This window comes from Bacillus sp. FSL L8-0152 (assembly GCF_038006365.1).
GTDB lineage: Bacteria > Bacillota > Bacilli > Bacillales > Bacillaceae_G > Bacillus_A > Bacillus_A cereus.
Window position 1 is genome coordinate 4,534,943 of record NZ_JBBOVB010000001.1, and the last position, 22,918, is coordinate 4,557,860.

The window sequence follows — 22,918 nt, forward strand, 5'->3', positions numbered from 1 at the left end:
TGCAATATTATCGAGCAGCAGTTTTGAAAAGATCGATATTGTCTAATGCTTTACCTGTTCCAATTGCTACGCAATCTAATGGATCTTCTGCAACAAGAACTGGCATTTTCGTTTCTTCACTAATTACTTTATCTAAATTACGTAGTAATGCCCCGCCGCCTGTTAATACGATACCGCGGTCCATAATATCAGCCGCTAATTCAGGTGGCGTTTTTTCTAACGTATTTTTAACTGATTCTACAATCGCATCTACTGTATCTTTTAATGCATCTGCAATTTCTTCTGGCTGAATTAGTACTGTTTTTGGTAAACCACTTACTAAATCACGACCGCGAATTTCCATAGGCTCGATACCTTCTGGCTCGCCTGCAGAACCAATTTCTAATTTTAATGCTTCAGCTGTTCTTTCACCAATCATTAAGTTATAGCTTTTCTTAATGTACTGAATGATTGAATCATCCATATCATCACCAGCAACACGAACTGACTGGCTTGTTACAATACCACCTAAAGAAATAATTGCAACTTCTGTTGTACCACCACCGATATCAACAACCATACTACCAGTTGGTTCCCAAACAGGTAAGTTTGCACCAATTGCTGCTGCAAATGGCTCTTCGATAGGATAAGCATCACGAGCACCCGCTTGACGAGTCGCATCGATTACTGCACGTCTTTCTACAGCTGTAATACCAGATGGTACACATACCATTACATACGGCTTACGTGAGAAGAAACCGTTTGATTTTTGAGCTTGTTGAATGTAATATTTCATCATTGTTGCAGTTGTTTCATAATCAGCAATTACACCGTCTTTCATCGGGCGAAGTGCCACAACGTTCCCTGGTGTACGACCAATCATTTGTTTTGCATCGCTACCTACAGCAACGATTTGTTTCGTATCAGTTTGTAACGCAACTACTGAAGGTTCACGTAAAACTACACCTTTTCCTTTTACATATACAAGCGTGTTCGCAGTTCCTAAGTCTATTCCAAGATCGCGAGTAAATCCACCAAATCCAAACATATTATTTATCTTCCTTTCTTGTTTTCACGGACTCATTTTTTCTTACTTTATATTATAAAAACAGTACGTTTTTTATATCTTTATCCTTTTTGTAGATAAATTTCTACAAAAAACTCATAAATCACATTATAAAACAAAATAAGTAAAAAGCATAGTCTTAAATATGACCTTTTTCCTTTAAACTCACGAATTTATGGTCACCTATTATAATATGATCAAGCACTTCAATTCCGATAATCTGACCGCATTCTACTAAGCGTTTGGTTACTTCAATATCTTCACGGCTCGGCGTGGGATCTCCTGAGGGATGGTTATGAAGACATATGATAGAGGCTGCTGCACGACGGAAGGCTTCTTTAAAAACTTCCCTCGGGTGTACAATTGACGTGTTTAAACTTCCAATAAAGATCGTTTGCCTATGTATAACTTGATTTTTTGTATTTAAATATAAACAAACAAAATGCTCTTGTTGTAAAAAACGCATTTCTTCCATCATGTATTTCGCACAATCTTCTGGACTTCGAATACTATATCTATTTTGATATTCTAAACGTACCATTCTTCTGCCTAGTTCAAAGGCTGCCATAAGTTGCGATGCCTTTGAAATCCCAATACCATGTATACTAATTAGCTCTTCTAATGTTGCATCTTTCAACATACGTAAGCCATCAAATTGGTGTAAAATTTTATCTGACAACTTTAAAACTGTTTCTTCTTTAGAACCTGTTCTGAGTAACACTGCGAGAAGCTCTCGATTTGATAAACTTCCAGCACCTTCTAACAATAAACGCTCCCGTGGCTGTTCTTCTCTTACAACATCACGAATACCGTTCATTTCTCCACCCCTTTATTTGTTCTCTCAAAGAAAACCCCATGCAATTTTACGCATGGGTTACATCAATATCAAATTGTTTTAATTCCCGAACGAGACGTGCAATTGGTAAGCCAACTACACTATAGTAGTCCCCTTGAATATGTTGAACGAAAATAGATCCTTTACCTTGAATCCCATAACTACCTGCTTTATCAAGAGGTTCTTTCGACGCGACGTATGTATCAATTTCCTCTTCTGTTAACTCCCAAAATGTAACTTCTGTACGCTCATAAAAAGTAACCGTTTTTTCTTTTGATATAATCGCAACACCTGTATACACTTCATGTGTTTTCCCAGATAGTAATTGTAACATCTCTTTCGCCTCATCCTCATTAGAAGGCTTACCAAGGATACGCGACTCATATGTAACAATTGTATCTGCACCTAACACAATGTGATCACTATTATTTTCTGCAACCGCTGATGCTTTTTGCAAGGCAAGCGACATTACAATATCAGAAGGCGATGAATATGCACCAATTGTTTCCTCTACTTCACTTACAACGATTTCAAATGGTACGCTAGCTAACTCAAGCAATTCCTTCCTCCGAGGTGACCCTGAAGCTAAAATTATTTTTTTCATATTTTCTCCTTCCTTTCTCACATGAAGCAGAACAATTTATATCAATCGTATCAAAGGAATAGTTTGCCCACAAATGAAAGAAATATTAATTTCTCTAACTAAAAATAACACTTCTTTATTGCATACGATTATATTCCTGTCATAGAGAAAGCACTTTGCTCTAAATTCAAAAGAAAAGAAAGAAGTACATGTACTTCTTTCTTACTCATTTTATTATCCTATCATTTCACTTTCTACGAAACAATTTTTTCATACGAGAGTAAGCCATCAATAATAACTTGATTTAATTTCGCCAAAGATTCCTTATCCATTTTCCCATCTTTTACTGTTTGTACAGCTACCGACGTATACATATACAGTTTCTTTGCTTCTTCTCGCTTCATACTTTTCCCTTCTTTTTCAATCGCTTTCCATTCTTTTTCAATCACTTCTATATCTTTTGCGCTGCTTTTTCCACCAACTTGTACGCTAGAAGCATATTTTGCTAAATGAGTATATAATGGCTGCACTTTTGTTAAAAATGTTCCTACTTCTTTATCATCTTTCAGCAATGCTTTATCTGTTATATCCCAGTTCTTTTTTAAAACGGAGACACCATCATTTTTATACTTAGTCATTAATTGATTTATAGCCTGTTCATCGCTAGCAATACCAACAACTATTGCATACTTATCCCCGCTCGGTCTCAAAGCACCAATGCCCCCATTGCCTTTCCATTCTTCAAGAGCTGCCTGTCCCTTTTCTTCAGAAGAATAAAGCCCCCCTTGAACAAAGAATAATTTCATCGGATCCAATGACGTTCCTGTCTGCGCCTTTTGTTTTTCTTCTTTCGGTGCTGGTGTTTGTTCTGCCGTTCCACCCACCTTTGATTCTCCATTTCCAGTCGGCCTTGAAGCAGTTACTTCACTTCCTCCTGTTGTTCCTTGTCCAGTAAGTAAATGAAGCATCCCCATTCCAAACGCCGTACCGATAATAATTGCGGTTGCAACGATTGCAATTAATGTATTACTCCACTTCTTTCGGTATTTTTCCACAGACACTGATTTCGCTTTTTGAAACGGAACAACATTTTTAGGTCGTTCACTTTCTACTACCATCCATTCAAATTCATCTTTCTTCTTTTCCTCATACTTCGCTTCTGTTCCATTCACTTTCACTGAGATCGTTCGTGATTGCTTGTCCATACACTCACACCTCACCTCTTATCGTTGTCCGCATCATATCATATTCATTTCACAAAAAAACGAGATATTTGTCAGAGGAATTCGCCAAATAACCCTATATATTTATCTTATATGTATGCATTTGACTTCATTTGTAGAACAAAAAACTAGATAGCAAAGACTATCTAGTTTTTCTCTCGAATATATTTTCGAACTTCAGAAATGAAATAAAGAGAACCTGTTATGATAAAAACATCATTTTCCCCTATCATTTCAACTTTTGTATCAATTGCCTCTTTCCAATTTTCAAAAACTAATTTTGATTCTTTTTGTGAATATGATGCAAGCTTGTCTGCAGAAATAGCACGATCAAAGGCGAATGTTGTAAAAATCATTTCATCTGCAATGGTTTCTAATCGGCCTACCATGTTATGCAATTGTTTATCACCAAGGGCAGTAAATAAAACTATTACATTTTTATCTTTGTAATGCGCTTCTACTGTTTTCACAAGGCTTTCGATACCTTCTGGATTATGAGCACCATCTATAATAATATCCGGGTTACTTTGTAGCTTTTCAAAGCGCCCAATCCAATACGCTTCCCGTAATCCCGTTCTTATTCCCTCTTCCTCAATTAAAAATGATAAATATGTTTTTACATACATTACTGCCATAAGTGCTAGCGCTGCATTTCCTACTTGATGAATACCTTTCATTGAGATTTGCAAATCTTCAAATGCGGTAAAAGGACAAGTAAAATCAAACTGTTCCCCATCTTCGTTAGACTGTTTATGTAACGCTGTAAAATGCTTGCCAAGTTCGTATAAGTTTGCATGGTTTTCCTTTGCAACATTTTGAATGACTTGCAAAGCTTCTTCATCTTTTACACCAGTAATTACCGGCACACCAGACTTAATAATCCCCGCCTTTTCATATGCAATTTCTCCTAGGGTATTCCCTAAAATATGCATATGATCGTGACCGATATTCGTAATAATCGTGAGAACAGGGTGTATAACATGGGTAGAATCAAAACGTCCACCGAGCCCTGTTTCAAATAAAACAACATCACAGAAATTGACTTTACCGAAATAGCAAATTGCCATAACAGTAATAATTTCAAACTCAGTCGCTTCCCCTAAATCCGTTTCATCTAGTTTTTCCACGACTGGTTTTACCATCTTTACGAGTTCAGTAATCTCTTCATCTGCAATTGGTGTTCCATTCACACTAATGCGTTCATTAAATGTTTCGATGTAAGGAGAGGTAAACGTTCCTACCTTATATTTCGCGCCTTCTAACATGTAACGCATATATGTTAACGTTGAACCTTTTCCATTTGTACCAGCAAGATGAACACATTTTATATGACGCTCTGGATTTCCGAGCTCTTCTAGCATCCAATTCATTCTTTCTAATCCTGGTTTAATACCAAATTTCAATCGGCTATGAATCCACCCTATCGCTTCTTCGTATGTATGTATCACGTATGCTTTTCCCCTTTCAAAAGACAACTTTCATAGTTCTATTATACGCAAAGAAAAGAGACTCACCAATATAGTGAGTCTCTAAAAATATTTTTACTTTTCAAGATCTGCTAGACGTTGACGAACTGCTTCGCGTTTTTCTAGGTAATCTTGCTCTTTCGCACGCTCTCCTTCAATAACCGCTGCAGGAGCTTTCGCTACGAAACCTTGGTTAGAAAGTTTCTTCTGTACACGTTCTACTTCTTTATCGAACTTCTCAAGTTCTTTCTCAAGACGAGCTCTCTCTTCATCAAGATTGATAAGATCAGCTAACGGTAAGAATAACTCTGCACCTGATACGATTGCAGTCATTGCTTTTTCTGGCGCTTGTAAGTCCGTTTGAATTGTTAATTCGCTTGGGTTACAGAAACGCTCAATGTAAGAGCTATTTTTCGTAAGTTGAGCAAGTACAGCCTCATCTTTTGCTTTAATTTGCATTTGAACTTTTTTGCTCATTGGCGTATTTACTTCTGCACGAATATTACGAACAGAGCGAATGATATCAACTAGAAGGTGCATTTCTGCCGCAGCTTCCGTATCTTGTAAATCTTCGCGAACTGTTGGCCACGCAGCTACTGTAATAGATTCGCCTTCATGCGGTAAATGTTGCCAAATTTTCTCTGTTACGAATGGCATGAATGGGTGTAATAGACGCATTGTTTGATCTAATACGTAAGCTAAAATAGAACGAGTCGTTTTCTTAGCTGCTTCATCTTCACCGTATAGTGGAAGTTTCGCCATTTCAATGTACCAGTCACAGAAATCATCCCAAATGAAGTTGTATAATGAACGACCAGCTTCACCGAACTCATATTTATCCATGTTACGTGTTACACTCTCGATTGTTTCGTTTAAGCGAGTTAAGATCCACTTATCTGCAACTGATTTTTCACCAGTTAAATCGATTTCTTCATACTTCATATCATCCATGTTCATTAATACGAAACGTGATGCGTTCCAAATTTTATTAATGAAGTTCCAAGTAGATTCTACTTTTTCCATGCTGAAACGTAAATCTTGACCTGGTGCACTTCCTGTTGATAAGAAATAGCGCATTGCATCTGCACCGTACTTCTCGATAACATCCATTGGGTCAATACCGTTACCAAGAGATTTACTCATCTTACGACCTTGCTCATCACGAACTAAACCGTGAATTAATACATCTTTAAATGGACGCTCGCCTGTAAACTCTAAACCTTGGAAAATCATACGAGATACCCAGAAGAAGATGATGTCATAACCCGTTACTAGTGCATCTGTTGAATAGTAACGTTTGAAGTCTGCTGAATCTTCATTTGGCCAACCAAGTGTTGAGAATGGCCATAGCGCTGAACTGAACCATGTATCAAGTACGTCGTTATCTTGATTCCAGTTTTCAATATCTGCTGGTGCTTCTGTACCTACGTATACTTCACCAGTTTCTTTATGGTACCAAGCTGGAATACGGTGTCCCCACCATAATTGACGAGAAATACACCAGTCATGAATATTTTCCATCCATCGTAAATATGTGTTTTCAAAACGCTCTGGTACGAACGTTACTTTTTCTTCTTCTTTTTGTTGAAGCGCTACTGCTTTTTCAGCAAGTGGAGCCATTTTTACGAACCATTGTGTTGATAAGTAAGGCTCAACAACTGCACCGCTACGCTCACTATGACCTACTGAATGCATATGTGGCTCGATTTCTACTAATACGCCAGCTTCTTGTAAGTCTTTCACTAATTCTTTACGGCATTCGAAACGATCCATACCGTTATATTTACCAGCTTTTTCGTTCATCGATCCATCTTCGTTCATTACTAAGATGCGTGGTAAGTCATGACGGTTACCTACTTCAAAGTCGTTCGGGTCATGAGCTGGTGTAATTTTTACAACGCCTGTTCCGAAGTCTTTTTCTACGTACTCATCAGCAATAATCGGAATCTCACGGCCTACGATTGGAAGTGTAACTGTTTTTCCGATTAAATGTTTGTAACGATCATCTTCTGGATGAACTGCTACCGCTGTATCACCAAGCATCGTTTCTGGACGAGTAGTAGCAAGGCGAATGTGACCTGAACCGTCTGTTAACGGATAGTTCATATGGTAGAATGCACCTTGAACTTCTTTATGAATTACTTCAATATCAGAAAGAGCTGTGCGTGTTGCTGGATCCCAGTTGATAATATATTCACCGCGGTAAATTAAGCCTTTTTCGTATAATTGAACGAATACTTTATTAACCGCATCAGATAAACCTTCGTCTAATGTGAAACGTTCGCGAGAATAGTCTAGTCCTAAACCAACTTTCCCCCATTGTTGACGAATGTGAGAAGCGTACTCTTCTTTCCACTCCCAAGCTTTTTCAAGGAATTTCTCACGGCCAAGATCGTAACGTGAAATACCTTCTTCACGAAGTTTTCCTTCTACTTTCGCTTGTGTTGCGATACCAGCATGGTCCATTCCTGGAAGCCATAGCACATCGTAACCTTGCATACGCTTCGTACGAGTTAAAATATCTTGAAGAGTTGTATCCCAAGCATGACCTAAGTGTAGCTTACCAGTTACGTTCGGAGGTGGAATTACAATTGTATACGGTTGTTTCTTCTCGTCTCCTGTTGCTTCAAAATATTTGCCTTCAAGCCACCATTGATAAAGGCCTTCTTCAACGGACATATGATCATATTTAGTTGGTAAATTCTTTTCCGTGTTTGACATTATTTTCCCTCCTTAAAATAAAAAATGTCCCTCATCCAAAAAGGACGAGGGACATCGCGGTACCACCTTTATTTACAAACAAATTCATAATTTGCTTATACTCTTAATTTGATAACGGACAAATCCGTCTTTTCCTAATGAGAACTATTCTGTTCAGAAAAGATGCTCCAGGGCTACCTTCTAACATAACTATCTAGAGAATCTCCCAGCTACTGATTCTCCTCTCTGAAGACGTTTCATGTTATACTCTTCCCCTTCAAGGCATTTATATGATTGTTAATTATTATATACAATAGTGTAAAAAACGAAACCTTATTCGTCAAGATAAATTTAAAACTATGACTTTTCGGGTGAATATAAAGAAGATAAGTAGCATTCTCTACTTATCTTCTTTATCCCGCTATTTGCGGGCAATAAGACCCCACCTCAAAATTCAGCTGAAGCAAAGAAGTTAGATTGGAGCCACCCGCTGATTAAAGTTTTACTTTACCCGTTCCCTTGCTGGGCAGCTTGTAATTGTGACAGGAAATATTCTATATTGCTAACGAGCCAATGCGATTGTTGCAAACTCTTTACTCCGCGCAGTTCATTTTCCTCGTTGCGATTATCTCTTCTTTTCTTATAAGACTGGATTTGCCGAATAAATTGCGATGGATACGTCATATACGCAAACATAAGTAGTTGCTCTTCTTTCGTAAAAGGGAAATTTTTTTGATACATTTGAAACCATTCAAACCGATCACTTCTTGCGATTGGATATGTGTTTAAAGACCGTGAATAAAAACCTACTATATCTTGCACAGGCGTTGCAAACTTCGATTTTTCCAAACTAATAAAATAGCCATTTCGCTCATAGTCAAATAAAAAATGATTAAGTGACACGTTACCATGCACAAAAGTAATACGTGTTTTCTCTTTTTCTTTCATCGCATCGTTCCACTCATTTAATTGCTTCGTTGCAAATTCACGCGCTCTCATTACATGATGATAGTACGTACAATATTGTAATTCAAACGGGGACATATACCATTTTGATTCAGATTCTACGAGAAACTCTTCTAACATCTCACCATCATTTTCCCAGCGATCGGATATAGTTGTATAATGTTTTTCTAAATCTTCTTCCGTATATGTTTCTTCCTTCACAGTTTTTTGATGCAACGTTCCAAGTGTCTGAAACATTTTATGGTATTGATCATTATCCTCGCCGTTTCCTTCTGCACGTTCTAACCAAGGCATTAAATAATAATTATACGTCCCGTCACTTAAAATATAATTTCCATCCGTCGCGTGGTATATAGGTACATAATTTGAAAAACCTTTCTCCTTCAAATATTGAATATGATGCAGAAAATTATTCCGCTCTAACTTTCTGCCTTCTATTTTCTTGAGTGCATATGGACCTTGATTCGTATAAATTTTCATTACGCTTCCGTGCTCTTCCATATGCTGCGTATCCAATCTATATTGCCTCACGATAGGTTCATAGTGATTTCGTAATTCAATATCCATACGAATAACCCTTTCTATTCAAAACATAGCCTCTAAGAAAAGAAGCGAGTGAAAACACTCACTTCCTTATTTCGCCTTTACCCTTGAAACGGGAATATAAATAATTTGCCCCGTATTTAAAAATATATCTTCTGTTTGATTGACACGGCACACATTTTGCACAGACGTTTCATAACGTTCTGCAATAGATTCAATTGTATCCCCTTCTTGCACGAAATACATTCTTAACTTTGTAAATTCTTCTTCCGGTTCTTTCGTAAATAGTTTTGTTAAATAAAGCGCATTTTCATCTCGCTGTGAGTACTCTTCTTCTTGTTCTTCCTGCTTTTTCGCTTTTTCTTTCTTGAAATCTTTTCGCCCAAACAATTCAAATTGCGGCGTTGTTTCTTGCTCCTCTTCACGCTCCACAAATTCATGTTCCTCTATCTTCTCTTCTTCTAATTCCTGCTCTTTTCTTTCCTCTAATTGGAACGGTTCAAATGCGTAATCTTCCCACTCATCTGATTCCTTATATGCTGGTTCTTCTACATGCGGCGCCGGTCTATTTTCATCCTCTTGTGCTGAATCTTCTTCTAACTCAGCATACACCGTTTCTTCCTCTTCAGCTTCATCCTCGTTTCTCTCTTCATCACACAAACCGGTAATAGATATATCCGCTAATAATTGTAAGCAACCATTTTCCTTTAATTCATAATCAAATTCCTCAATTGATACATATAGCTCTTCAATTACTTTCACTCGATTTCTCGGAATTGATATTTCAAGCGGAAAGGAATGAACAAGTTCATTAACCCCATCCTCCCTTGTTTCTACATAATCAATTGACTTTGCTGGCGATAGTTCTCTTAATGAATACGCCGAATCATCTTTTCGTGCAACATACTCTCCCGTTAAATCTAATTGCCCTCTCACGATTACTTCATGATCAAGCTCTTCTATCTCAACGTCTGGATCTAACGAAATTGACAAAAGTTCATCGACTTCCTGTCCCTTTTGGAACCAAACAGATTCTTTTAATGAAAATCGTAACGAATGATCTGCAGCCACTTCTTTTCCCCCTCCCAAACTATATGTCATTACAGATTTATGTAGGGAAAGCTTACTTTATGAATAAAAAAAAATCGCTCCCCTTATGGAGAGCGATTTTTCTCTAATACATTATTTTAATTTTGACATTGCAATTTCAGCTGCTGCAATCGTCGCCTCAATATCCGCGTCACTATGTGCTGTCGATAAGAATAAACCTTCGAATTGAGATGGCGGTAAGAATACACCTTGTTCTACCATTTCACGATAGTAAGCCGCAAAGAATTCTAAGTTTGAAGATTTTGCTGCATCGTAATTAATAACAGGCTCATCTGTAAAGAAAATACCAATCATAGAACCTGCACGGTTAATATGATGTGGAATGCCATGTTTTTCAGCTGCTTTACGTAATCCTGCTTCTAACATTTCAGCTTTACGCTCAAATTCTACATATGATTCTGGCGTTAACTGTACTAACGTTTCATAACCTGCTGCCATTGCAAGTGGATTACCTGATAAAGTACCAGCTTGGTAAATCGGTCCGCTTGGTGCAACTTGGCGCATAATTTCTGCTTTACCACCGTATGCTCCTACTGGTAAACCACCACCGATTACTTTACCTAAGCATGTTAAATCAGGTGTTACGCCGTAATAACCTTGGCCACAATTATAAGCTACTCGGAACCCTGTCATTACTTCATCAAAAATAAGCAATGCACCGTTTTGTTCTGTTACTTCACGAAGACCTTCTAAAAATCCAGGCTGCGGAGGAACAACCCCCATATTTCCTGCTACTGGTTCTACAATTACACAAGCAATATCATCACCGAATTGTTCAAACGCGTATTTTACGCTTTCTAAATCGTTATAAGCTACTGTAATCGTATTTTTCGCTACACCTTCTGGTACACCAGGACTATCTGGTAAACCTAAAGTCGCCACACCAGAACCAGCTTTAATTAATAGCGAATCACCATGACCGTGGTAACAACCAATAAATTTCAAGATTTTATTACGACCTGTATAACCACGAGCTAAACGTAGTGCACTCATTGTTGCTTCCGTTCCAGAGTTAACCATACGCACAATCTCAATTGATGGCACGCGCTCAATAACAAGTTTTGCTAATTTATTTTCAATTTCTGTTGGTGCACCGAAGCTTGTACCTCTTTCAGCAACAGATTTTAACGCTTCTACAACACGATCATTTGCATGACCATGAATTAAAGGCCCCCATGATAATACGTAGTCGATGTATTCATTCCCATCAATATCATATACTTTAGAGCCTTTTCCACGCTCCATAAACAACGGATTCATCCCAACAGATTTAAAAGCACGAACCGGGCTATTTACGCCACCAGGCATTAAGTCTTGTGCCTCTTCAAACGCCGCAATCGATTTATCAAACTTTTTCATTATTTAGCGCCTCCTTCTTGTAACCATCTTGCTGCATCTTTCGCATGATACGTAATAATTAAGTCTGCTCCTGCACGTTTCATACTAATTAATTTTTCAAGAACAACTTCTTTTTCATTAATCCAGCCATTTTGCGCTGCCGCTTTAATCATCGAATATTCACCACTTACATTATAAGCGACAACTGGTAAATTAAAGTTATTTTTCACATCACGAACGATATCTAAGTAAGAAAGAGCTGGTTTTACGATTAAGAAATCTGCACCTTCCATTACATCTGATTCTGCTTCACGGAATGCTTCCATACGGTTTGCCGGATCCATTTGATATGTTTTACGGTCACCAAATTGCGGTGCACCGTGCGCAGCATCACGGAATGGTCCATAAAATGCTGATGAATATTTCACAGCGTACGACATAACTGGCACGTGTCCAAAACCATTTTCGTCTAATGCATGGCGAATTGCTGTTACGAAGCCGTCCATCATGTTTGATGGCGCAATAATGTCCGCTCCTGCTTTCGCTTGACTTACAGCTGTTTTCGCAAGAACTGCAAGAGACTCGTCATTTAAAATAATACCATCTTCAATTACACCGCAATGACCATGGCTTGTAAATTGACATAAACATGTGTCTGCAACTACTACTAGCTCAGGGAAATCACCTTTAATTTGCTGAATAGCACGTTGTACAATTCCATGATCACAATATGCTGATGATCCAACTTCATCCTTTTCAGCAGGTAAACCAAATACAATAACAGAACGAATACCTAAATCAACAACTTCTTGCATTTCAGCTTGCAATAAATCTAAAGAAATTTGATATACGCCTGGCATAGAAGGAACTTCATTACGAACATTTTCACCTTCTAATACAAAAATAGGGTAAATAAAATCTTCCGTATGTAAAAACGTTTCACGCACAAGCGCACGCATGCCCCCGCTTTGTCTTAAACGACGATGACGATTAAATTGTAAAGAGTTCATAGATTTCTATCCCCATTCTTTCATTTTATAGATTCACAAACACATTGTAGTAATGCTTCTACAGTGTACTCTTTCGGCACAATAACAGACGGAAAATAACGACTTGCCTCTTTTTCCGTAATAGGTCCTATACAAGCAATTGTACATTTTTTTGTCCATACTCTCCAGTTTGCACCCTCAAGTAAACGAACAAAACTAGTAACAGTTGAAGGACTCGTAAATGTAATAATGTCTACTTCTCCTAACTTCAACGCTGCTATAAGCTCTTGCTTTTTTTCTACATTCACTTTCGTACCGTATACGATCAACTCATCTAGAGAAACACCAATTTCACGCAGTTTAACTGGTATTACATCTCTTGCTAAATTGCCTTTTGGAAATAAAATACGTTCGTTTCCATTTAATTCTTTTAGAAGCTCTTCGGCAAATGCTTCTGCAACAAATGAAGTCGGAACAAAATGAACTTGATAGCCCCTTTTTTCTAACTCTAATTTTGTTTTCACACCTACCGCAGCGATTTTAATGGTTAGTGGTAGTTTCTTTTTTAAACTATCTAGAAAAAAAGCTACACCATTTCTGCTCGTAAAAATAACCCAGTCGTATGAATGTAGCTGCTCTTCAATATGTTGAATTTGCCTATGAGACATACCTTCCATACGCAAAAGCGGAATTTCCAATGGAATTCCGCTCTTTTCTTTCACTGCTACACTCATTTGTTTCGCTTGATGCTGGGCACGTGTAATCAATACCGTTTTTCCAGCGAGAGCGTTCATATTTATTGTTGCTCCTTATTTGCAGCAAGAATGAGTTCTTTGGCGCCTTGTTTAATTAAACGGTCCGCGGCCTCTAATCCTAATTCTTCAGGATTAGTACCCACTACTGTCTCTTTTAATAAAACAGAGCCATCCATAGAGCCGACAAGAGCTGTTAATTCGATTGCATCGTTTTCTGTAAGGGTTGCATATCCAGCGATTGGAACTTGGCATCCACCTTCAAGTTTATGAAGAAATACTCGCTCCGCTGCCACTGTTCTTTCTGTTATCGCATCATTAATATGCGCTAACAATTGCAATAAATCCTTATCATCCTCACGACATTCAATCGCTAATGCACCTTGTCCTACAGCAGGTACACATAACGTTTCATCTAAATGTTCTGTAATAACTTCATCATCCCAGCCCATTCTTTGTAATCCAGCTGTCGCTAAAATAATCGCATCGTAATCTTCTTCTTTTAATTTACGTAAACGTGTATCGATATTCCCGCGAATCCACTTCACTTGTAAATCTGGTCTCGCAGCGAGTAGCTGTGCACTACGTCTTAAACTACTCGTACCTAAAATAGCACCTTCCGCTAACTCTTTAAACGATGCTCCATTTTTTGAGATAAAAGCATCCCGAGGGTCAACACGCTTTGGTATACAGCCAATCATTAAACCTTCTGGAAGTACGGCCGGCATATCTTTCATACTATGTACAGCCATATCGATTTCTTTCGTAAGTAACGCATGCTCAATTTCTTTAACGAACAAGCCTTTTCCGCCTACTTTTGAAAGAGTAACATCTAAAATAACATCACCTTTTGTGACAATTTCTTTCACTTCAAATTCATATGGTAGACCTAGCGCTTTTAACTGATCAATAAACCAGTTTGTTTGCGTTAATGCTAGTTTACTCTTTCGTGACCCTACAATAATTTTGCGCATAATTCTCTCTCCTCATTATAAATACCAAAAGTGGAAATTGGATAAACTGCTTAATAGAAAAATGTTTACTAGCATTACGAGAAACGATCCGATATTCCACTGTACAATTTTCTTACCTTGCAACACATCTGCCGCTCGTAAATATAAACCTGTGCAATACACAAATAGAACGACAAAAGATCCGATTACTTTCGTATCATACCAATGGAAATTGTCCAATTTTGTATATCCCCATATACACCCCAATAAAATTGCTAATAAGAAAAATGGAACAGAAAATAAATTTAATTCGTAAGACGTAGATTCAAGCTTCGGTAAATTCCCTAACCTTCTTAATCTCGCATTCCACTTTTTCTTTTTTAATAGGCGATATTGCAGTAAATACATAATAGAAAAAATAAACGATACCGTAAACGTTGCATAAGAAATAATCGCCATTCCAACATGCACGTATACAAGTTCTGAAACTAATTGCTCTGCAAGTACTGGCGACATCTTTCCGAGCGGTGTAAAAATAGAAAAAGCGCTTACGCCAAATGCAACAACATTTGTAAAGAAGACTAAAAAGTCAACGCGCATAAATCGATTTATGACTAACGACATCGTAATCAATAACCAAACATAAAAATAAATCCCTGATAATAAAGTTAAAATGGGATTCGTTTCTGAATCTGTCGCCCTAAGCAACATAAAAATAGACTGCAATACCCATACAATCGAAAGTAACCAAAAAGCAAATCGGTTCGCCTTTCGGTTACTTTGGAAATAATCTATAAAATATAAACTAATGCTACAAGCATATAAAATAATTGCAATATGATAAATAATACTGTTATTTAAAAAACTCATCCGATCATCCTTCCAAATTATAAAGATGGAACGGATGGTGTCCACACTCTTTTATGTTCTACTTCTTCCGCACGACTCTCTACTTCTTCCGTTTCTAAATCAAAAATCTTTGCAAATAACGCTAGTTTTTCGCTCGCTCCCTCTTCAGCAGCTATTTCTTTTGCTACTAAAATTGGGTCTTTTAATAATTGATTAATAATACTTTTCGTATGCTTACTAATAACTTTTTTCTCACGATCACTAAGGTTTGGTATTTTTCGCTCTAGGCTTACCATCGTTTCACTTTGGATTGCAAGTGCCTTATCACGAAGAGCTGATATTAATGGAACAACACCAAGTGTACTTAACCACGTTTTAAATAGAACAATTTCCTCTTCAATCATAAATTGAATTTTCTCTGCTTCTTTCAAACGCTCAGCACGGTTTGCCTCCACCACTCCTTGCAGATCATCAATGTCATACAAGAAAGAACCTTCTAGCTCATCAATCGCTGGATCAATATCACGTGGCACTGCAATGTCAACCATAAACAAAGGACGACCAGAGCGCATTTTCTCCACCTTTGTCATCATCTCTTTCGTAATGACATACTCAGATGCACCAGTTGAACTAATTAAAATATCTGCTTCTAATAATGCACATTGTAATTCGCTTAATGATTTTGCATGTCCCATATATTTCTCAGCCATTACTTCTGCTTTCGAAAGCGTCCTATTCATAACTGTTACTTTACGAGCACCACTTCCATATAAGTTTTGCAATGCAAGTTCGCCCATTTTACCAGCACCAAGAATAAGCACGTGACAATCCGTTAACTCGCCAAATATTTTCTTTCCAAGCTCAACAGCAGCATAACTAACAGACATCGCACTTTCACCAATTGTTGTTTCTGAGTGGGCACGTTTTGCTAATGTAATGACTTGCTTAAACAATTCATTAAAAATTGTGCCTGTTGCTTTAACTTGTTGTGCTTCTAAAAAGCTATCTTTTATTTGGCCTAAAATCTGTGTTTCTCCCACTACCATAGAATCTAAACCGCACGTTACGCGGAATAAATGGTCTATTGCACCATCTTGTTCAAAAATAGTTAAATATGGTGCGACTTCTTCTATTTCAAGCTGAAACCAATCAGCTAAAAATTTCTTAATATAATACCGTCCCGTGTGTAATTGATCGACAACAGCATAAATCTCAGTGCGATTACAAGTTGATACAATGACATTCTCTAACACGCTCTTTTGATTTTGTAATGTAGTCATCGCTCGCTCTAGCTCTGCTGCCTGAAATGTGAGTTTCTCACGAAATTCTACAGGGGCTGTTCGATAATTTACACTAACAACAAGAATATGCACGCAGCATGTCCCCCTTCACCCGTTTTATCACTTTATCTACTATCATAATACAACTTTCCTCTTATGAATCTGACAATCGTGTGAACAACCGATTATTTTTTAATTATTCTCCGTATGTAATAAAGGAGATTCAGCAAACTAATAAAAAAACTTCTACTTTATAATGATTATAAATTAATAACTCTATTTGTACGTTACCAAAAAAAGTCCTCATAATCAAGTGATGGAAACTATTCCATATAAATTATAACATCATCTTTCCTATCTTCTTTCATCATGAAGGAAAATATGTATGATTGTTCCAAAATGTAGCAAACACTTTCTCAATACAATGTATTTGACATTTTATTTCTTTTTCGTTATATTGATTTTACAAAATTAAATTGTGCACAACTTAATAAGAAGGGAGTTATGTATGACAGAGGACTCTTTGCATCTAGATAACCAACTTTGTTTTTCTATTTATGCCTGTTCTAGAGAGGTTACTCGTTTTTATCGACCTTATTTAGAAGAGATGGGTATTACGTATCCCCAGTACATTACTTTACTCGTACTATGGGAGCAAGATGGACTAACAGTAAAAGAAATTGGAGAACGTCTATTTTTAGATTCCGGTACGTTAACACCTATGTTAAAACGAATGGAATCATTAACACTTGTAAAACGTGTTCGTTCCAAAGAAGACGAGCGAAAAGTTTGTATTGAATTAACAGAACAAGGTAAAAATTTAAAGGAAAAGGCTTGTTCATTACCGACAACAATGGCTACAAACTTAGGAATTACAGAGCAAGAATATCGCTCTTTATTAATTCAACTAAATAAACTAATTGAAACAATGAAAACAATTAATGATGGAAAAGGGGAATAAATATGGATAAATTATATACTGCTTCAGTAACAGCAACAGGTGGAAGAAATGGGAAAGTAGTTTCAGATGATGGCATATTAAATCTTGATGTGAAAATGCCGAAAGCACTAGGTGGTGCAGGTGGAGAAGCAACAAATCCAGAACAACTATTTGCAGCTGGTTATGCAGCTTGTTTCGATAGTGCATTACAACTTGTCATTCGTACAAAACGTATGAAAGTAGAAAGTACAGAAGTAACCGCTCACGTTTCTATCGGAAAAGATACAGATGGTGGTTTTGGCCTATCTGCCGTGCTTGATGTACATGTCGCTGGCGTTTCACATAGCGAAGCACAAGAACTTGTAGAAGCGGCTCACGGTGTATGTCCTTACTCTAAAGCAACACGAGGTAATATTGAAGTTACATTAAACGTACGTTAACAGCTTATATAAAGAAAAAAACGCGCGACATTCGTCACGCGTTTTTTGTTTTTGTCATTTTATGAATTGCCTTCCACGCTTCTTCTTTTCCAAGTCCTGTTTCAGAAGAGAATAGAACGATTTCATCGCCAATTTCAACAGCAAGCGTTTCTTTTACAACTTTTAAATGCTTTTGCCATTTCCCTTTCGGGATTTTATCAGCTTTCGTCGCAATAATAATTGTTGGGATTTCATAATGCTTTAAGAAATCATACATCATCACGTCATCACTTGTCGGTTGGTGACGTAAATCAACTACTAATACAGCTGCGTCTAATTGCTTACGCGTTGTAAAGTACGTTTCAATCATTTTCCCCCATGCCGCGCGCTCCGATTTAGACACTTTCGCATATCCATAACCTGGAACGTCAACAAAATGCATCATCTCATTGATCAAGAAAAAGTTCAGCGTTTGCGTTTTTCCTGGTTTAGAAGAAATACGCACTAACTTTTTACGATTTAAAATTTTATTAATAAAGGAAGACTTCCCGACATTTGAACGACCTGCTAATGCAATTTCTGGTAAATCACTGTCTGGATATTGTTCTGGTTTAACAGCACTAATTACAATATCTGCTTTTGTTACTTTCATTGTTTCACTCCTACTAATGCGTGCTCCAATACTTCATCTAAATGAGATGCAAGCACAAACGTAAGGTTTTCTTTTACGCTCTCTGGAATATCATCTAAATCTTTCTCGTTTTCTGCTGGCAAAATAATTTTTGTTAAGCCTGCGCGGTGAGCACTTAATGTTTTTTCTTTTAAGCCACCAATTGGTAATACACGACCACGAAGTGTAATTTCACCTGTCATACCTACTTCTTTACTTACAGGAATACCTGTTAGTGCAGAAATAAGTGCCGTTGCCATCGTAATACCTGCTGACGGTCCATCTTTCGGAACTGCTCCTTCTGGAACATGAATATGAATATCATTTTTCTCATGGAAATTCGGATCAATCTGAAGCTCTTCTGCACGAGAACGTATATAACTAAACGCAGCTTGTGCGGATTCTTTCATAACATCCCCAAGTTTCCCTGTTAAAATTAGTTTCCCTTTTCCTGGCGCTACAGAAACTTCAATTGCAAGTGTATCGCCGCCTGCTGCTGTGTAAGCTAGACCTGTTGCCATACCAACTTGGTCTGTTTTTTCAGCTTGCCCATAACGGAATATGTGTTTACCAAGTAAATCAACAATCTTTTTCTCTGTCACAACGATACGTTTACGTTCTGCTGTAACGATAATTTTCGCTACTTTACGGCAAACTTTTGCAATTTGGCGTTCTAGCGTACGAACACCAGCCTCACGTGTATAATAACGAATAATTTCAAGAAGCGCTTCATCACGTACTTGTAAATTACCTTTTCGTAAGCCATGCTCTTTTAATTGTTTCGGCAATAAATGCTCACGAGCAATGTGTACTTTTTCAAGTTCTGTATAGCCAGCAATCGAAATGATTTCCATACGGTCAAGTAACGGACCTGGAATACTTGAAAGTGTATTAGCAGTTGCTACAAACATAACTTTCGATAGATCATATGGTTCTTCAATGTAATGATCACTGAAGTTATGGTTTTGTTCTGGATCTAATACTTCAAGTAATGCTGCTGATGGATCTCCACGGAAATCGTTAGACATTTTATCAATCTCATCTAATAAGAAGACTGGATTAACTGTTTTCGCCTTTTTCATACCTTGAATAATGCGTCCTGGCATTGCTCCAACATATGTACGGCGGTGACCACGAATTTCAGATTCATCACGCACACCACCAAGAGATACACGGACAAAGTTACGATTCAATGATGTTGCAATTGAACGCGCTAACGAAGTTTTTCCGACCCCAGGAGGGCCTACTAAACAAAGGATAGGTCCTTTTAATGAATTCGTTAACTTCTGTACAGCTAAATATTCAAGTACACGCTCTTTCACTTTTTCAAGACCGTAATGATCGTTATTTAAAATCTCTTCCGAATGAGCAAGATCAATTATATCTTCTGTTGCCTCTGTCCACGGAAGCGCTAATAACCAATCAATATAATTGCGAATAACACCACTCTCCGCAGAACTTGCTGGTAACTTTTCATAACGATCTAATTCTTTCAGCGCAGCCTTCATTGTTTCTTCAGGCATTCCTGACTGTTCAATTTTTTCACGAAGTTCTTCTACTTCTCCGCCCTTACCTTCTTTGTCGCCAAGTTCAGTTTGAATCGCCTTCATTTGCTCACGTAAGAAATATTCTTTTTGCGTGCGCTCCATTGAACGTTTCACTTGTTGCCCAATTTTCTTTTCTAGGCTAAGTAACTCTTGTTCATCTTGAATAATTGAAATAAGTGTATGTAATCGTTCTTTTACAGATACAATCTCTAGAATCTCTTGTTTCTGCTTCGTTTTAATCGGCAAGTGAGAAGCAATTAAATCAGCTAATCTCCCTGGTTCCTCTACATCAGCTACCGTTGCAAATGTTTCATTTGAAACTTTTTTCGAAACTTTAATATATTGTTCGAAATGCTCCAGTAACGTACGCATAAGAGCTTTCTCTTCTAAATCATCTTCTACTTCTTCAGTTACCGTTTTAATAGACACTTGTACTACATTTTCTTCTTCGATAAACTCTATTACTTCTGCTCTATGTAAACCTTCCACAAGGACACGAAGCGTACCGTTCGGCAATTTTAGCATTTGCTTTACTTTCGCCACTGTACCTACACTATATATGTCATCTTCTTTCGGATCATCGATATTCATTTCTTTTTGCATTGCTAAAAAGATGATATTTTCATCCATTGCCGCCTGCTCTAGTGCTTGTATCGATTTATCACGTCCTACATCAAGATGCAAAACCATCGTTGGATATACGAGAACGCCTCTTAATGGTAGGAGGGGCACGATTCTTTCGTTCGTATTCATACTAGACATAGCACCTCCATAATAAATTAAACTCCTGTTCAACTATTTTATATTACAATACACCTAGATGCAATTGCTGAGATTCCTCGCAATTGTAAATAGCTTGTTTTTCTACCTCACGAAAAGAAAAAAGACTCCGATTAAGCATACAAACTTAAACGAAGTCTGGCAAATTTTATTATTGTTTATTTTTACATAGATTGTGCATCTGTTTCGTCTACGTTAGTATGTACATCTAGCTCTCTATGCATATTTTCTTGCATAAACGTTAACTCAAATACTTCTTTTAATTTACGGACAGGAATAATTTCGATTCCCTTTATCGTATACAAAAATGGTTGCATATTTTCAGCAGGAATAATGACTTTCTTAGCTCCCGCTTTTTTCGCAGCTTTTATTTTTGCGTACACGCCACCAATAGGCTTTACTTCTCCGTGTATACTTATTTCACCTGTCATCGCTACTTCATTATTTACATATGTGCGATGCACCGCAGAATATACACCTGTTGCCATAGCGATTCCTGCAGAAGGTCCATCAATTGGGATACCACCTGGAAAATTAATATGTATATCGTATCCTTCTGGCAACACATCTAAAGAACGAAGTACTGTTAATACATTATCAACAGAGCCTTTTGCCATACTTTTACGGCGAATCGATTTCGTTTGACTACCAATACTTTCTTCTTCTACAATTCCGGTAACATTTACCGATCCTTTATCTTTCGCCGGAATTGCTGTTACTTCAATTTCTAATAACGCTCCTGTATTTGGTCCGTATACAGCAAGACCATTTACAAGACCAATCCTTGGAATCGGATAAATGTGCTTTTCGTATTTCGGCGTAAGCTGACTTGAGTGAACAACCCACTCTATATCTTCATCTTTAATGAAAGAACGTTCTTCATTTATCGCCATACCAGCAGAAATTTGTACGAGATTAATCGCCTCTCGTCCATTTCTTGCATACATCCCAATCATTTCAATACCATTTTCACCTATTTGCATTTCCACTTTTTCCGCGGCGTTTTTCGCTACTTTTTGAATCTCTTCCGTATCTAATTCACGGAAAAATACTTCTAAGCAACGTGACCGAATAGCAGGAGGAATTTCCTCTGGCGAACGTGTCGTTGCTCCAACTAAGCGAAAATCTGCCGGTAAGCCTTTTTGGAAAATATCATGTATATATGTTGGGATCATCGTATTTTCTTCACTATAGTACGCACTTTCTAAAAATACTTTTCGATCTTCTAACACCTTTAACATTTTGTTCATTTGAATCGGATGGAGTTCGCCAATCTCATCAATAAACAAAATACCACCATGCGCATCTGTTACAGCACCTTTTTTCGGTTGCGGAATACCTGCTTGCCCCATCGCCCCAGCACCTTGATAAATCGGATCATGCACCGAACCAATTAAAGGGTCTGCGATACCACGTTCATCAAACCGAGCTGTCGTCGCATCAAGTTCAATAAATGTTGCATTCGTACGAAATGGAGATTTAGGATTTCGTTTCGCTTCTTCTAATACAAGACGTGCTGCCGCTGTTTTCCCAACACCTGGCGGGCCATATATGATTACATGTTGCGGATTCGGACCACAAAGAGCCGCTTTTAAGGACTTAATCCCGTCCTCTTGCCCTACAATATCTAAAAAGGTTGTAGGACGCACCTTTTCTGCTAGCGGCTCTGTTAAAGAAATCTCACGCATTTTACGAAGCTGTTCTAATTCTTTTTTCGATTCTCGATCAATTGAAACTTTTTGTGTTCGTTGATTTCGAAGTAAATGCCAGAAATATAATCCGACAATTACACCAAAAACAAGTTGAACAACTAAAAATATATTTGTCCAGCTCATTATTTATTTCCTCCCGCAATATTTTATCTCTTAGTATTTCCGCGGAGGAACGTAGCTAAACATAAAGAAAAACAGCAATTATAAAAATTGCTGTT

At 37.6% G+C, this 22,918-nt stretch carries 19 protein-coding genes and 1 other annotated feature; of the genes, 2 read left to right on the forward strand and 17 right to left on the reverse strand.

Annotated elements, in window-relative coordinates; all coding sequences use genetic code 11:
* Positions 1-7: 7 nt before the first annotated feature.
* The 14 genes from mreB to hemA form a co-directional block, all read right to left on the reverse strand.
* Positions 8-1,027: a cell shape-determining protein MreB gene (gene mreB / locus MHH27_RS22870; protein ID WP_000466736.1), complete on the reverse strand. Its 1,020-nt coding sequence runs from the start codon at positions 1,025-1,027 to the stop codon at positions 8-10.
* Positions 1,028-1,184: 157 nt separating this feature from the next.
* On the reverse strand, positions 1,185-1,862 hold the full coding sequence (radC, locus tag MHH27_RS22875) for a DNA repair protein RadC (RefSeq protein ID WP_001013391.1): 678 nt from the start codon (positions 1,860-1,862) through the stop codon (positions 1,185-1,187).
* Positions 1,863-1,908: 46 nt separating this feature from the next.
* The gene (locus MHH27_RS22880; protein WP_029443367.1) at positions 1,909-2,484 is read right to left on the reverse strand and encodes a Maf family protein; all 576 of its coding nucleotides are present in this window, start codon (positions 2,482-2,484) and stop codon (positions 1,909-1,911) included.
* Positions 2,485-2,717: 233 nt separating this feature from the next.
* Entirely contained in the window at positions 2,718-3,668 is a 951-nt protein-coding gene (locus MHH27_RS22885) for a hypothetical protein (protein ID WP_000361016.1), read from the reverse strand.
* A 164-nt stretch (positions 3,669-3,832) separates the two neighbouring features.
* Complete coding sequence (locus tag MHH27_RS22890; protein ID WP_340944130.1) at positions 3,833-5,134, reverse strand: bifunctional folylpolyglutamate synthase/dihydrofolate synthase; 1,302 nt, start codon at positions 5,132-5,134, stop codon at positions 3,833-3,835.
* Between the two features lie 93 nt (positions 5,135-5,227).
* A complete protein-coding gene (locus tag MHH27_RS22895; protein WP_000072222.1) occupies positions 5,228-7,873 on the reverse strand; it encodes a valine--tRNA ligase in 2,646 nt (881 codons plus the stop codon).
* Positions 7,874-7,910: 37 nt separating this feature from the next.
* Positions 7,911-8,142: a binding site (T-box leader), on the reverse strand.
* Between the two features lie 217 nt (positions 8,143-8,359).
* Positions 8,360-9,385, reverse strand: coding sequence for a spore coat protein YsxE (gene ysxE, locus MHH27_RS22900; protein ID WP_000350660.1), 1,026 nt, complete (start codon positions 9,383-9,385; stop codon positions 8,360-8,362).
* 66 nt (positions 9,386-9,451) lie between these two features.
* Positions 9,452-10,462 carry a stage VI sporulation protein D gene (gene spoVID / locus MHH27_RS22905; RefSeq protein WP_003271973.1) on the reverse strand — a complete coding sequence of 337 codons (1,011 nt, stop codon included), beginning with the start codon at positions 10,460-10,462 and terminating at the stop codon, positions 9,452-9,454.
* A gap of 81 nt (positions 10,463-10,543) precedes the next feature.
* Positions 10,544-11,830, reverse strand: coding sequence for a glutamate-1-semialdehyde 2,1-aminomutase (hemL, locus tag MHH27_RS22910; protein WP_000712942.1), 1,287 nt, complete (start codon positions 11,828-11,830; stop codon positions 10,544-10,546).
* Entirely contained in the window at positions 11,830-12,819 is a 990-nt protein-coding gene (gene hemB / locus MHH27_RS22915; RefSeq protein WP_075716744.1) for a porphobilinogen synthase, read from the reverse strand. The genes hemL and hemB overlap by 1 nt, the downstream gene beginning before the upstream one ends.
* Positions 12,820-12,839: 20 nt before the next feature.
* Positions 12,840-13,592, reverse strand: coding sequence for a uroporphyrinogen-III synthase (hemD, locus tag MHH27_RS22920; RefSeq protein ID WP_340944136.1), 753 nt, complete (start codon positions 13,590-13,592; stop codon positions 12,840-12,842).
* A gap of 2 nt (positions 13,593-13,594) precedes the next feature.
* A complete protein-coding gene (gene hemC, locus MHH27_RS22925) occupies positions 13,595-14,524 on the reverse strand; it encodes a hydroxymethylbilane synthase (RefSeq protein WP_097925178.1) in 930 nt (309 codons plus the stop codon).
* A gap of 15 nt (positions 14,525-14,539) precedes the next feature.
* A complete protein-coding gene (locus MHH27_RS22930; protein WP_340944138.1) occupies positions 14,540-15,373 on the reverse strand; it encodes a cytochrome c biogenesis protein in 834 nt (277 codons plus the stop codon).
* Positions 15,374-15,390: 17 nt separating this feature from the next.
* On the reverse strand, positions 15,391-16,725 hold the full coding sequence (gene hemA, locus MHH27_RS22935; RefSeq protein WP_000547868.1) for a glutamyl-tRNA reductase: 1,335 nt from the start codon (positions 16,723-16,725) through the stop codon (positions 15,391-15,393).
* A 415-nt stretch (positions 16,726-17,140) separates the two neighbouring features.
* Between hemA and MHH27_RS22940 the strand changes: the two genes are divergently transcribed.
* Both MHH27_RS22940 and MHH27_RS22945 read left to right on the forward strand, forming a co-directional pair.
* Positions 17,141-17,593, forward strand: coding sequence for a MarR family winged helix-turn-helix transcriptional regulator (locus MHH27_RS22940; RefSeq protein ID WP_016080166.1), 453 nt, complete (start codon positions 17,141-17,143; stop codon positions 17,591-17,593).
* A 2-nt stretch (positions 17,594-17,595) separates the two neighbouring features.
* Positions 17,596-18,012, forward strand: coding sequence for an organic hydroperoxide resistance protein (locus tag MHH27_RS22945; protein ID WP_000359774.1), 417 nt, complete (start codon positions 17,596-17,598; stop codon positions 18,010-18,012).
* Positions 18,013-18,046: 34 nt separating this feature from the next.
* Here MHH27_RS22945 and ysxC read toward each other — a convergent pair whose 3' ends face one another.
* From ysxC to lonB, 3 genes are all read right to left on the reverse strand, one after another.
* Entirely contained in the window at positions 18,047-18,643 is a 597-nt protein-coding gene (gene ysxC / locus MHH27_RS22950; protein ID WP_000869118.1) for a ribosome biogenesis GTP-binding protein YsxC, read from the reverse strand.
* Entirely contained in the window at positions 18,640-20,970 is a 2,331-nt protein-coding gene (gene lon, locus MHH27_RS22955; RefSeq protein ID WP_000097288.1) for an endopeptidase La, read from the reverse strand. The genes ysxC and lon overlap by 4 nt, the downstream gene beginning before the upstream one ends.
* Before the next feature lie 182 nt (positions 20,971-21,152).
* Positions 21,153-22,823 carry an ATP-dependent protease LonB gene (gene lonB / locus MHH27_RS22960; RefSeq protein WP_000119173.1) on the reverse strand — a complete coding sequence of 557 codons (1,671 nt, stop codon included), beginning with the start codon at positions 22,821-22,823 and terminating at the stop codon, positions 21,153-21,155.
* Between the last annotated feature and the right edge of the window lie 95 nt (positions 22,824-22,918).

Excerpts from the sequence above, each read along its gene's own strand:
- mreB (WP_000466736.1), bottom strand. The coding sequence starts at position 1,027 with ATGTTTGGATTTGGTGGATTTACTCGCGATCTTGGAATAGACTTAGGA.
- radC (WP_001013391.1), bottom strand. The coding sequence starts at position 1,862 with ATGAACGGTATTCGTGATGTTGTAAGAGAAGAACAGCCACGGGAGCGT.
- MHH27_RS22880 (WP_029443367.1), bottom strand. The coding sequence starts at position 2,484 with ATGAAAAAAATAATTTTAGCTTCAGGGTCACCTCGGAGGAAGGAATTG.
- MHH27_RS22885 (WP_000361016.1), bottom strand. The coding sequence starts at position 3,668 with ATGGACAAGCAATCACGAACGATCTCAGTGAAAGTGAATGGAACAGAA.
- MHH27_RS22895 (WP_000072222.1), bottom strand. The coding sequence starts at position 7,873 with ATGTCAAACACGGAAAAGAATTTACCAACTAAATATGATCATATGTCC.
- ysxE (WP_000350660.1), bottom strand. The coding sequence starts at position 9,385 with ATGGATATTGAATTACGAAATCACTATGAACCTATCGTGAGGCAATAT.
- spoVID (WP_003271973.1), bottom strand. The coding sequence starts at position 10,462 with ATGACATATAGTTTGGGAGGGGGAAAAGAAGTGGCTGCAGATCATTCG.
- hemL (WP_000712942.1), bottom strand. The coding sequence starts at position 11,830 with ATGAAAAAGTTTGATAAATCGATTGCGGCGTTTGAAGAGGCACAAGAC.
- hemB (WP_075716744.1), bottom strand. The coding sequence starts at position 12,819 with ATGAACTCTTTACAATTTAATCGTCATCGTCGTTTAAGACAAAGCGGG.
- hemD (WP_340944136.1), bottom strand. The coding sequence starts at position 13,592 with ATGAACGCTCTCGCTGGAAAAACGGTATTGATTACACGTGCCCAGCAT.
- hemC (WP_097925178.1), bottom strand. The coding sequence starts at position 14,524 with ATGCGCAAAATTATTGTAGGGTCACGAAAGAGTAAACTAGCATTAACG.
- MHH27_RS22930 (WP_340944138.1), bottom strand. The coding sequence starts at position 15,373 with ATGAGTTTTTTAAATAACAGTATTATTTATCATATTGCAATTATTTTA.
- MHH27_RS22940 (WP_016080166.1), top strand. The coding sequence starts at position 17,141 with ATGACAGAGGACTCTTTGCATCTAGATAACCAACTTTGTTTTTCTATT.
- MHH27_RS22945 (WP_000359774.1), top strand. The coding sequence starts at position 17,596 with ATGGATAAATTATATACTGCTTCAGTAACAGCAACAGGTGGAAGAAAT.
- ysxC (WP_000869118.1), bottom strand. The coding sequence starts at position 18,643 with ATGAAAGTAACAAAAGCAGATATTGTAATTAGTGCTGTTAAACCAGAA.
- lon (WP_000097288.1), bottom strand. The coding sequence starts at position 20,970 with ATGTCTAGTATGAATACGAACGAAAGAATCGTGCCCCTCCTACCATTA.
- lonB (WP_000119173.1), bottom strand. The coding sequence starts at position 22,823 with ATGAGCTGGACAAATATATTTTTAGTTGTTCAACTTGTTTTTGGTGTA.